Source organism: Pseudomonas sp. 24 E 13 (genome assembly GCF_900004715.1).
GTDB lineage: Bacteria > Pseudomonadota > Gammaproteobacteria > Pseudomonadales > Pseudomonadaceae > Aquipseudomonas > Aquipseudomonas orientalis_A.
On the sequence record NZ_CVTO01000027.1, the window covers coordinates 1 to 11,646 of the forward strand.

Genomic DNA, 11,646 nt, shown 5'->3' on the forward strand with positions numbered 1-11,646 from the left:
GGCTGATGCGCCGCGTGCAGCGCATCGGCCCGGGCAATGCCCAGGTGATCGAACTGGTCGGCTCGCGTGCCCTCGGCCCGCGGGACCGATTGGTGCTGGTTCAGGTGGGCGAGGAGCAGATCCTGCTCGGCATCACCCCTGGCCGCATCACTCCGTTGCACGTACTCAAGACCCCGGTGGACGCGGCCAGCAGCGAGACCGCCACGCCAGAATTCGCCCAGCGCCTGATGGAATTGCTGGGCAAGGACCAGAAGGATAAGAAGTAATGCGCGTGTTCCTGACGCTCATGCTGTTGCTGGCCGCGCCGATGGCACTGGGCGCCGACCCGTTGTCGATCCCGGCGATTACCCTGGGCACCAATGCGGCCGGCGCGCAGGAATACTCGGTCAGCCTGCAGATCCTGCTGATCATGACCGCGCTGAGTTTTATCCCGGCGTTCGTCATGCTGATGACCAGCTTTACGCGGATCATCATCGTGTTCTCGATCCTGCGCCAGGCCCTCGGCCTGCAGCAGACGCCGTCGAACCAGATCCTCACCGGCATGGCGCTGTTTTTGACCCTGTTCATCATGGCGCCGGTCTTTGACAAGGTGAACCAGCAAGCCCTGCAGCCTTACCTTGCGGAAAAGCTCACGGCCCAGGACGCGATCGACAAGGCCCAGGGCCCGATCAAGGACTTCATGCTGTCGCAGACCCGCTCCAGCGACCTCGAGTTGTTCATGCGCCTGTCCAAGCGTACCGACATTGCCACCCCGGACCAGGCGCCGCTGACGATTCTGGTGCCGGCCTTCGTCACCTCGGAATTGAAGACCGCGTTCCAGATCGGTTTCATGATCTTCATCCCGTTCCTGATCATCGACCTGGTGGTGGCGAGCGTGCTGATGGCGATGGGCATGATGATGCTGTCGCCGCTGATCATCTCGCTGCCGTTCAAGATCATGCTGTTTGTGCTGGTGGACGGCTGGGCGCTGATTATCGGCACCCTGGCCGGCAGTTTCGGGGGGGTATAGCGCCATGACCCCAGAAGTTGCCGTCGACCTGTTCCGTGAAGCACTGTGGCTGACCACCGTGATGGTCGCCGTGCTGGTGGTGCCGAGCCTGCTGGTCGGCCTGCTGGTGGCGATGTTCCAGGCCGCCACCCAAATCAACGAACAGACCCTGAGCTTCCTGCCGCGCCTGCTGGTGATGCTGATCACCCTGATCGTCGCCGGCCCGTGGCTGGTGCAAACCTTCATGGAATACATCCTGCAGCTGTACGGCAGTATTCCGCAGTTGATCGGCTGAGCCGATGCAATCCTTATTCGCCCTCACCGACACCCAGATCAGTACCTGGGTGGCCTCGTTCATCCTGCCGATGTTTCGCGTCACGGCCATGTTGATGGCCATGCCGGTGTTCGGCACCACCCTCGTGCCACGGCGTGTGCGCTTGTATTTCGCGGTAGCCATTACGGTCGTGATCGTGCCTGGCCTGCCGCCGATGCCGCCGGTCAATGCCCTCGACCTCAGTGCGCTGCTGCTGATTGCCGAACAGATCCTGATCGGCGCCATGCTGGGTTTTTCCCTGAGCCTGTTCTTCCAGGCGTTTGTGGTGGCCGGCCAAATCATCTCGGTCCAGATGGGCATGGGCTTTGCGTCCATGGTCGACCCCACCAACGGTGTGTCGGCGGCGGTGATCGGGCAATTTTTGACCATGTTGGTGACCTTGCTGTTCCTGGCCATGAACGGCCATTTGGTGGCGTTCGAGGTGCTCACCGAAAGCTTCACCACCTTGCCGGTGGGCTCGGGGCTGGTGGTCAACCATTTCTGGGAGTTGGTGGGTCGCCTCGGCTGGGTGCTGGGCGCGTCCTTGCTGCTGGTGTTGCCGGCCATCACCGCGCTGCTGGTGGTCAACATCGCGTTTGGCGTGATGACCCGCGCAGCGCCGCAGCTGAACATTTTCTCGATCGGCTTCCCTTTGACCCTGGTGATGGGCATGGGGATTTTCTGGATCGGCCTGGCCGACATTCTCAATCAGTATCAACCGCTGGCGACCGACGCCCTGCAGTTCTTACGTGACCTGGCACGGGCGCGCTGAGCCATGGCCGAGAGCGAGAGTGGTCAGGACAAGACAGAAGACCCCACGGAGAAGCGTAAAAAGGACTCCAGGGAAAAGGGCGAGATCGCACGCTCCAAAGAGCTCAATACCGTTGCGACCATGATGGCCGGCGCCGGTGCCTTGCTGATCTACGGCGGTGGCCTGGCGCTGGATTTACTGGAGCTGATGAAGCACAACTTCACTCTGCCCCGGGAGGTGTTGCTCAACCCGGACTCCATGGGCCAGTACCTGCTGCATTCGGGCACGATCGCGCTGCTGGCGGTGCAGCCGATTCTGATCACGTTGCTGCTGGCCGCGCTGATCGGCCCGGTCGCCCTGGGCGGCTGGCTATTCGCTGCCAGCAGCATGGCGCCCAAGTTCAGCCGCATGAACCCGGCGGCCGGCCTCAAGCGCATGTTTTCCACCAAGGCCCTGGTGGAACTGCTCAAGGCGCTGGCCAAATTCATCCTGATTCTGTTCGTGGCGGTGACGGTATTGTCGTCCGACATCGACGATCTGCTGCGCATCGCCCATGAACCGCTGGAGTCGGCGATCATCCACAGCCTGCAAGTGGTGGGCTGGAGCGCGTTGTGGATGTCCGCCGGGTTGATCATCATCGCGGCGGTGGACGCGCCGATCCAGTTGTGGGAAAGCCACAAGAAACTGCTGATGACCAAGCAGGAAGTGCGCGACGAACACAAGGACCAGGAAGGGCGCCCGGAGGTCAAGCAACGCATCCGCCAACTGCAGCGCGAAATGTCCCAGCGCAAGATGATGGCCTCGGTGCCCGACGCCGACGTGATCATCACCAACCCGACCCACTATGCCGTGGCCCTCAAGTACGACCCGGAAAAGGGCGGCGCGCCGATGTTGCTGGCCAAGGGCAGCGACTTTACCGCGTTGAAAATCCGCGAAATCGCCGTGGCCAACGACATCCTGCTGCTGGAATCCCCGGCACTGGCGCGGTCGATTTTCTATTCCACCGACCTGGACCAGGAAATCCCGGCCGGGTTGTACCTGGCGGTGGCCCAGGTGCTGGCCTACGTCTACCAGATCCGCCAATACCGGGCGGGCAAGGGCAAGCGGCCTGATCCGCTCAAGGACCTGCCGATCCCGCCGGATTTGCGTCGCGACTCCTGAACGCTGCGGCTCACTGTAGGCGCGAGCTTGCTCGCGAAAAACTCACCGTCGCCGCGTTTATCCTGACTCCCCGCGTTATCGTTACCCACCTTCGCGAGCAAGCTCGCTCCTACAGGAGGGTGGCCATTACCTGTCAACTTTGACAGTAGCCAATACGCCGCCTTCACTGTTTGATACAGCGATGAGCCACGCAGCCATGCGCGGCTCGGGAGGCGGCGATGGACAGGGGCACGGTCAGGTGGTGCGATGCGGTCAAGGGCATTGGCTTCAAGGCTCTGGATCGCGATGGCAATGAGGTTGCCGTTCAGTCGACAACCATTGAAAGCGTTGAATCCCCACAGACGCCTCCCAGGCAACGACCCTCCCGCAGGCGCAAAAAGCCCTCGCAGGCATGATCCACGCTATCACCTGCCTATCATCCGCCATCGGCCCGCGTCTACCTGTCAACTTTGACAGTAGCCAGGCGAAGCTTTCCCACGGTTTCATTACCCATCAGCACTGCGCGCAGGTAGTAAACGAGATGCAGGGAGAGCGGTATTGAAAGTGGCGATGGGGACTGTCAAATCCTATGACTGGATCAGGGGCGACTGGCTGATCGAGCTGGATGACCGGGCAGAGCACGTGTTCATCAATCACAAGGATTGGCGCTGGACGGCGCTGTCGGAGGGTAAGCATCTGAAGTTTCAAATGGTCCATCGGCCCGAGGGCATTTATGCGTTGCCCATCCAGGCAGGCAACTGTGGTGAATCGGGTTGTTGATCGTTCCCAACTGTGGGAGGGGGCTTGCCCCCGATGGCGGCCTCTGGGCCGGCCAGGATTTTTGAAGATCGTTCCCACGCTCCCGCGTGGGAATGCCTCCCGTGACGCTCTGCGTCACCGTCGCGCAGGGTTCAAGTCGGGACGCGGAGCGTCCCTGGCTGCATTCCCACGCAGAGCGTGGGAACGATCAGAGGTTGCCCGGTGTTTCTGCGGATGACGGCTCCCTGTCATCCAGCAGTCGGCCGATCTCAATCAACTGCGCAATACCCAGCGCACCTTCTCGCTGTGTTCCCTCTAGGTCAAAGGCGAAATCACAGGTCAGGGCGTGGGCGGATGCCAGGTTTTCGGTGAGGTTGACCAGCAGGTCTTCGGTGCTGATGCCGTCGATAAGGGTGAGGATTATGCTGGGTGGGGGATTTGGGGTGGGTTTGATCATTGTGAAGCTCCTTACGAAAGTGGAGCCGCCACTGATCGCCGCGACGCGATGGAGGGTGGCAGCTGTACGCAGGTTCGCGGACCGGTCAAGGAGCAACCCGGCATACCCGAAGGTATCCCGCGCACAGCCGCCATAGCGCCGCACAGTAGACGATAAAAAAGCGTCGACTGAAAGGGAGATGGTGCTTTTACTCCGTTGTAAACCGGGCCGCGACGCCCGACCACTGCATTTGCAGCGGTGTACGGAGACTAGGGAGCCCGGTTCCTAGGGGCAACCCGAAAACCTTGTCGGAAATTTCCTCAGTAACAGCAGGTACATCCCCATTGATTACACCCAGTAGATTCGGTCGTTTGCAGAGTCATCCTGGTCGTGGGGCAAAAGTTGGAAGGCTTCTTGCAATACCGCCTTCAGGACGCTTCCCGGCGTCAAAACTTTGCTTCAAGGACACGAGGAATACCGGTGGCAGATCGCTCTCAAATGCTCAGCACGGCCCGTGGCACCCTGACTGACCTGTCGCGGGGCAATCTGGGTGTGCCGTTGTTGTTGCTGGTGATGCTGGCAATGATGATGTTGCCGATGCCGCCGTTCCTGCTCGACGTGTTTTTCACCTTCAACATCGCCCTGTCGGTGGTGGTGCTGCTGGTCTGTGTGTACGCCCTGCGGCCTTTGGATTTCGCGGTATTTCCCACCATCCTGCTGGTGGCGACCCTGTTGCGTCTGGCGCTGAACGTGGCGTCCACCCGCGTGGTGATGCTCCACGGCCAGGACGGTCACGCCGCCGCCGGTAAGGTGATCCAGGCCTTCGGTGAGGTGGTGATCGGCGGCAACTACGTGGTGGGTATCGTGGTGTTCGCGATCCTGATGATCATCAACTTCGTGGTGGTGACCAAGGGCGCCGGGCGGATTTCCGAGGTGAGCGCACGCTTTACCCTGGATGCGATGCCCGGTAAGCAGATGGCCATCGACGCCGACCTCAACGCCGGCCTGATCGACCAGAACCAGGCAAAATCCCGGCGCCTGGAAGTTGCCCAGGAGGCCGAGTTCTACGGCTCCATGGACGGCGCCAGCAAATTCGTGCGCGGTGACGCCATCGCCGGCCTGTTGATCCTGTTCATCAACCTGATCGGCGGCATGGCCGTGGGGATCTTCCAGCACGGCATGACCTTTGGCGATGCGGGCAAGGTGTACGCCTTGCTGACCATCGGTGACGGTTTAGTGGCGCAATTGCCATCACTGTTGTTATCCACAGCGGCAGCGATCATGGTGACCCGTGCTTCGGGCTCCGAAGACATGGGCAAGCAGATCAGCCGCCAGATGTTCGCATCGCCCAAGGCGCTGGCCGTGGCCGCCGGCATCATGGCCGTCATGGGCATCGTGCCGGGCATGCCTCACGTTTCGTTCCTGAGCATGGCGGCCATGGCCGGCGGCGCGGCCTACCTGTTCTGGAAAAAGCAGAATGCAGTCAGGGTCCAGGCCCAGCAGGAAATCGCGCGCCAGCAGGAGTTGCTGCCATCCCCGACCCGCGCCCAGGAAACCAAGGAGTTGGGCTGGGACGACGTGACCCCGATCGACATGATCGGCCTGGAAGTCGGCTACCGCCTGATTCCGCTGGTGGACCGCAACCAGGGCGGCCAGCTGCTGGCGCGGATCAAGGGTGTGCGCAAGAAGCTGTCCCAGGACCTGGGCTTCCTGATGCCCACCGTGCATATCCGCGACAACCTCGACCTGGCCCCCAGCGCCTATCGCCTGACCTTGATGGGCGTGATCCTGGCCGAAGCCGAGATCTACCCCGACCGCGAACTTGCGATCAACCCGGGGCAGGTGTTCGGTACGCTCAACGGCATTACCGCCAAAGATCCGGCTTTCGGCCTGGAAGCGGTGTGGATCGAAGTCAGCCAGCGCAGCCAGGCGCAATCGCTGGGTTACACCGTGGTCGACGCCAGCACCGTGGTCGCCACCCACCTCAACCAGATTCTCTACAAGCACTCCCACGAGCTGATCGGCCACGAGGAAGTCCAGCAATTGATGGGTTTGCTGGCCAAGGCCTCGCCGAAACTGGCCGAAGAGCTGGTGCCGGGCGTGCTGTCGCTGTCGCAGTTGCTCAAGGTGCTGCAAGCCTTGCTCGCCGAACAAGTGCCGGTACGGGACATTCGCAGCATTGCCGAGGCCATCGCCAACAACGCCGCCAAGAGTCAAGATACTGCCGCGCTGGTGGCTGCGGTGCGCGTCGGTTTGTCCCGCGCAATCGTGCAAAGCATTGTAGGCGTTGAGTCTGAGCTGCCTGTTATCACCTTGGAGCCAAGGTTGGAACAGATATTGCTCAATAGTATTCAGAAGGCAGGGCAAGGCCAGGAAGAAGGGGTTTTGCTGGAGCCAAGCATGGCTGAAAAGCTGCAGCGTTCGTTGATCGAAGCCGCGCAGCGCCAGGAAATGCAGGGCCAGCCGGTGATTCTGCTGGTGGCCGGTCCGGTCCGCGCGATGTTGTCGCGCTTTGGACGCCTGGCAGTACCGAATTTGCACGTGTTGGCTTACCAGGAAATTCCTGACAATAAGCAAGTGACTATCGTCGCGACAGTAGGGCCCAACGGCTGAGGGTAGTGGGTTATGCAAGTAAAGCGTTTTTTCGCCGCCGATATGCGTCAGGCCATGAAGTTGGTCCGCGATGAGCTGGGCGCCGATGCCGCGATTATCGGTAACCGCCGTATTGCCGGCGGTGTCGAGCTGACGGCTGCCCTGGATTACACCCCCCAGGCCCTGGCCCCGCGCGTGCCGAACATGGAGCTTGAAGACGAGCTGCGCAAGACCGCTTCGCGCATCGTCTCGGCCCAGGCCGAATTGAGCATGCGCGGCGACAGCGACGCCACCACCAATCGCCAGTTGTTCGCCGGCCTGCCGCTGACCGCTTCCGAGCCGCTGGTGGAACCTACGTTCGTCGAACCGCCACGTCCCGCCGCGCCAGCCCCGGCCGCCGCAGTCGATCAGCGTGTGTTCGATTCGATGCGCTTTGAACTCAACGGCCTGCGCGAGCTGCTCGAAGTGCAACTCGGCTCTTTGGCCTGGACGCAACTGCAAGGCAGCAAGCCGCAGCAGGCCAACCTGTGGCGTCGCCTGCAACGCATCGGCCTGTCCGGCCCGTTGTCCCGTGACCTGCTGGCGCTGACTGCCGAAGTCGAAGAACCACGCCAAGCCTGGCGCATGCTGCTGGCGCACCTGGCGCGCATGATCGCCACCCCGGAGATCGAACCCCTGGAAGAGGGCGGGGTGATCGCCATGGTCGGTCCTGCCGGCATGGGCAAGACCACCACCCTGGCCAAGCTGGCCGCCCGTTATGTACTCAAGTACGGCGCGCAGAACATCGCGCTGGTGAGCATGGACAGTTATCGCATCGGCGCCCAGGAACAGCTCAAGACCCTGGGCCGCATCCTCAATGTGCCGGTGACCCACGTCGACCCGGGCCAGTCCCTGGCCAACGCCCTCGACCCGCTGCTGCGCAAGCGCGTGGTGTTGATCGATACCGCCGGCCTGCAAGCCAGCGACCCGGCCCTGCGCATGCAGCTCGAAAGCCTGGCCGGGCGTGGCATCAAGTCGAAAAATTACCTGGTGCTTGCAACCACCAGCCAGAAACAGGTTCTTACCGCTGCCTACCACAGCTATAAGCGCTGCGGCCTGGCCGGTTGTATCCTGACCAAACTGGATGAAACCGCCAGCCTGGGCGAAGTGCTGAGCCTGGCAATCAGTCATGAACTACCGGTCGCCTACCTGACCGACGGGCCGCGGATTCCGGATGATTTGCATCTGCCGCGCCGTCATCAGTTGGTCAGCCGTGCTGTCAGCGTGCAAATGCAAGACGAGCCTAGCGAGGAAGCGATGGCTGATATGTTCGCCGACCTTTATCACAACCCGGCAAAACGGGTGGGATGAGGCAGGATGAACACCGTGAAATGTACCTACATCGATGGTCTGCAAGCGATACACGCGGCCAAGCCATGTAGCCTGCGTCTAAGCAAGACAAGGTAAAGAAATAAAATGGGCAGCATGCATCCCGTACAGGTGATCGCGGTGACCGGCGGCAAAGGTGGCGTCGGCAAAACTAACGTGTCAGTGAATTTGTCCCTGGCCCTGGCAGAGCTTGGCCGTCGCGTCATGCTGCTGGATGCTGACCTGGGCCTGGCCAACGTGGACGTTCTGTTGGGGCTGACCCCCAAACACACGCTGGCCGATGTGATCGAAGGCCGCTGTGAGCTGCGCGACGTGCTGCTGCAGGGGCCCGGTGGGATCCGCATCGTGCCGGCCGCCTCCGGCACCCAGAGCATGGTGCACTTGAGTCCGGCGCAGCATGCCGGCCTGATCCAGGCCTTCAGCGATATCGGCGACAACCTTGACGTGCTGGTGATCGACACCGCCGCCGGGATCGGCGAGTCGGTGGTCAGCTTTGTCCGCGCAGCGCAAGAAGTACTGCTGGTGGTGTGCGACGAGCCCACCTCGATTACCGATGCCTACGCCCTGATCAAACTGCTCAACCGTGACTACGGCATGAACCGCTTTCGCGTGCTGGCCAACATGGCCCAGAGCCCGCAGGAAGGGCGTAACCTGTTCGCCAAGTTGACCAAGGTCACGGATCGTTTCCTCGATGTGGCTTTACAATACGTCGGCGCCGTTCCCTACGACGAGTGTGTGCGCAAGGCCGTGCAAAAGCAGCGTGCGGTCTACGAAGCGTTCCCTCGTTCGAAGTGCGCACTGGCATTCAAGGCCATTGCCCAGAAGGTCGATACCTGGCCGTTGCCTGCCAACCCTCGGGGGCATCTGGAGTTTTTCGTCGAGCGACTGGTGCATCAGACGAGCGCGGGACCTGTGCTATGACATCAAGCGGCTACAACCTTTACAAAAAGTCGGCACGTGACAGCCAGGGCGAATTGATCGAGCGCTATGCGCCCCTGGTCAAGCGCATTGCCTATCACCTGCTGGCGCGCCTGCCTGCCAGCGTGCAGGTTGAAGACCTGATCCAGGCCGGCATGATCGGCCTGCTCGAAGTGTCGACCAAATATGACGCGAGCAAGGGCGCGAGTTTCGAGACGTATGCGGGTATCCGTATCCGTGGCGCGATGCTCGATGAGGTGCGTAAAGGGGACTGGGCGCCGCGTTCGGTACACCGCAATACGCGCATGGTCAGTGACGCAATTCGCGCAATTGAAGCAAAAACCGGTCGTGACGCTAAAGATCATGAAGTTGCGGCCGAACTCCAATTGAGTCTCGACGATTATTACGGGATTTTGAACGATACCTTGGGCAGCCGCCTGTTCAGTTTCGACGACCTGTTACAGGACGGCGAACACGAAGGGCTGCACGAGGACGGCGCGAGTGCGCATATGGAACCGTCGCGCGATCTGGAAGATGAGCGTTTCCAGGGAGCATTGGCGGACGCCATTGCCAATCTGCCGGAGCGTGAGCGCCTGGTGCTGGCGCTGTACTACGACGAAGAGCTGAACCTCAAGGAAATCGGTGAGGTCCTGGGGGTCAGCGAATCGCGTGTCAGCCAGTTGCATAGCCAGTGCGCGGCCCGCTTGCGGGGGCGGTTGGGAGAGTGGCGCGCGCGCTGACAGGCAGTGTGGGGACACTGCAGATGCTACCGCGAAGGTTTCGGCCTTCGCGGATTCGCTCCGTGGTGCCCTGGGCAGTCCTTTTTGTGTAACGCCTGTTGATTGAAGTGGCGCGTCCAGGTGCTGGGCGCGTTTAAGACTGCTTGGAGGTCGAATTGGACAAGAACATGAAAATCCTCATCGTTGATGACTTCTCAACGATGCGGCGGATCATAAAAAACCTGTTGCGTGACCTTGGGTTCACTAACACGGTCGAGGCGGATGACGGCATTACGGCGATTCCGATCCTCAACAGCGGCAGCATCGACTTTCTGGTAACCGACTGGAACATGCCGGGCATGACCGGTATCGATTTGCTGCGCCATGTGCGCGCCGATGAAAAACTGCGCAGCCTGCCGGTGTTGATGGTGACCGCCGAAGCCAAGCGTGAACAGATCATCGAAGCCGCCCAAGCCGGGGTCAACGGTTACGTGGTCAAGCCATTCACAGCATTGGCCTTGAAAGAGAAGATCGAAAAAATCTTCGAACGCATCCACGGCTAATGCCATCGCGGGGGAGCTATGGAGCATAAAGAAACAACACTGGGCGACTTTGAGTCGACCCTGAAAAAGCATGCTCACCAGTTGGTCGACAGCCTGGAAAAAGGCCATTTCGCCGACGCGGTGCAGTTGATCCATGAGCTTAACCAGACCCGTGACCGCGGCCTGTACCAGGAAGTGGGCAAGCTCACACGCGAGCTGCACAGTGCGATCGTCAATTTCCAGATTGACCCGCGCATGCCCCAGGCCGAAGAGATTTCGCAGATCACCGATGCCACTGAACGCTTGTCCTATGTGGTCAGGCTGACCGAGGCGGCGGCCAACCGCACCATGGACCTGGTGGAAAACGCCACGCCCCTGGTCAACGGCATGGCCAGCGAAGCCCACGCCCTGAGCGTGGACTGGGGCCGCTTCATGCGCCGCGAAGTGGGGGCTGAAGAGTTCCGTGAGCTGGCGCGTCGCGTCGACGGTTTTCTGTCGCGCAGCGAGCAGGAAAACCGCACGGTGGCCAGCAACCTCAACGATATTCTGCTGGCCCAGGATTACCAGGACCTCACAGGCCAGGTGATCAAGCGGGTGACCCAACTGGTCACCGAAGTGGAAAGCAACCTGCTCAAACTGGTGCTCATGGCCGGTCAGGTCGACCGTTTTGCCGGCATCGAACATGACCGCGAAGCGATCCTCTCGGAAAAAGATCCACAAAAACATCTCGCCAAGGGTGAAGGTCCGCAGATTCATGCCGATAAACGTGAAGACGTCGTATCCGGTCAAGATGACGTAGACGATTTGCTGTCCAGTTTAGGCTTCTAAGGAGCACCCACATGAGCTTCGGCGCCGATGAAGAAATCCTTCAGGATTTCCTTGTAGAGGCCGGCGAAATTTTAGAGCAACTGTCCGAACAACTGGTCGAGCTGGAAAGCCGCCCGGATGATGCGAACCTGCTCAATGCAATTTTTCGCGGTTTTCACACTGTAAAAGGGGGCGCCGGCTTCCTCCAGCTCCATGAGCTGGTGGAGTGCTGCCACATCGCCGAGAACGTCTTCGACATCCTGCGCAAGGGTGAGCGCAAGGTTGACTCGGAATTGATGGACGTGATTCTCGA

The 11,646-nt window shown here is 60.8% G+C and carries 14 protein-coding genes; 13 read left to right on the top strand and 1 reads right to left on the bottom strand.

The genetic code is table 11. The annotated features are described in order from the left end of the window. From fliO to BFP90_RS01000, 6 genes are all read left to right on the top strand, one after another. Positions 1–266, top strand: a 266-nt coding sequence (gene fliO / locus BFP90_RS00975) for a flagellar biosynthetic protein FliO (protein ID WP_065895747.1), incomplete at its 5' end; no start/stop codon positions are given. After that, positions 266–1,009, top strand: coding sequence for a flagellar type III secretion system pore protein FliP (gene fliP, locus BFP90_RS00980; RefSeq protein ID WP_032895954.1), 744 nt, complete (start codon positions 266–268; stop codon positions 1,007–1,009). The genes fliO and fliP, both read left to right, overlap by 1 nt. A 4-nt stretch (positions 1,010–1,013) precedes the next feature. Further along, positions 1,014–1,283 carry a flagellar biosynthesis protein FliQ gene (gene fliQ, locus BFP90_RS00985; RefSeq protein ID WP_027603863.1) on the top strand — a complete coding sequence of 90 codons (270 nt, stop codon included), beginning with the start codon at positions 1,014–1,016 and terminating at the stop codon, positions 1,281–1,283. Between the two features lie 4 nt (positions 1,284–1,287). After that, positions 1,288–2,073, top strand: coding sequence for a flagellar biosynthetic protein FliR (gene fliR, locus BFP90_RS00990; RefSeq protein ID WP_065895748.1), 786 nt, complete (start codon positions 1,288–1,290; stop codon positions 2,071–2,073). Between the two features lie 3 nt (positions 2,074–2,076). Further along, the gene (flhB, locus tag BFP90_RS00995) at positions 2,077–3,213 is read left to right on the top strand and encodes a flagellar biosynthesis protein FlhB (protein WP_065884560.1); all 1,137 of its coding nucleotides are present in this window, start codon (positions 2,077–2,079) and stop codon (positions 3,211–3,213) included. A 543-nt stretch (positions 3,214–3,756) separates the two neighbouring features. Beyond that, entirely contained in the window at positions 3,757–3,972 is a 216-nt protein-coding gene (locus BFP90_RS01000) for a hypothetical protein (protein ID WP_240995355.1), read from the top strand. 187 nt (positions 3,973–4,159) lie between these two features. Here the strand turns inward: BFP90_RS01000 and BFP90_RS01005 are convergent, their stop codons facing one another. After that, positions 4,160–4,408 (bottom strand): DUF6124 family protein, encoded by a 249-nt coding sequence (locus BFP90_RS01005; protein WP_065895749.1) that lies wholly within the window; start codon positions 4,406–4,408, stop codon positions 4,160–4,162. A 477-nt stretch (positions 4,409–4,885) separates the two neighbouring features. Between BFP90_RS01005 and flhA the strand changes: the two genes are divergently transcribed. The 7 genes from flhA to BFP90_RS01040 all read left to right on the top strand — a co-directional run. Then, positions 4,886–7,000 carry a flagellar biosynthesis protein FlhA gene (gene flhA / locus BFP90_RS01010; protein WP_065895750.1) on the top strand — a complete coding sequence of 705 codons (2,115 nt, stop codon included), beginning with the start codon at positions 4,886–4,888 and terminating at the stop codon, positions 6,998–7,000. 12 nt (positions 7,001–7,012) lie between these two features. Next, the gene (gene flhF / locus BFP90_RS01015; RefSeq protein WP_065884563.1) at positions 7,013–8,329 is read left to right on the top strand and encodes a flagellar biosynthesis protein FlhF; all 1,317 of its coding nucleotides are present in this window, start codon (positions 7,013–7,015) and stop codon (positions 8,327–8,329) included. Between the two features lie 105 nt (positions 8,330–8,434). After that, the gene (gene fleN, locus BFP90_RS01020; RefSeq protein ID WP_003192912.1) at positions 8,435–9,268 is read left to right on the top strand and encodes a flagellar synthesis regulator FleN; all 834 of its coding nucleotides are present in this window, start codon (positions 8,435–8,437) and stop codon (positions 9,266–9,268) included. Further along, complete coding sequence (fliA, locus tag BFP90_RS01025; protein WP_065884564.1) at positions 9,265–10,005, top strand: RNA polymerase sigma factor FliA; 741 nt, start codon at positions 9,265–9,267, stop codon at positions 10,003–10,005. Before fleN ends, fliA begins: the two co-directional genes overlap by 4 nt. A 167-nt stretch (positions 10,006–10,172) precedes the next feature. Further along, on the top strand, positions 10,173–10,547 hold the full coding sequence (locus tag BFP90_RS01030) for a chemotaxis response regulator CheY (protein ID WP_015885173.1): 375 nt from the start codon (positions 10,173–10,175) through the stop codon (positions 10,545–10,547). A gap of 18 nt (positions 10,548–10,565) precedes the next feature. Further along, positions 10,566–11,354 (top strand): protein phosphatase CheZ, encoded by a 789-nt coding sequence (locus BFP90_RS01035; protein WP_065884565.1) that lies wholly within the window; start codon positions 10,566–10,568, stop codon positions 11,352–11,354. Positions 11,355–11,365: 11 nt separating this feature from the next. Next, positions 11,366–11,646 (top strand): Hpt domain-containing protein (locus tag BFP90_RS01040; protein ID WP_176718000.1); only part of this gene is annotated, 281 nt, incomplete at its 3' end.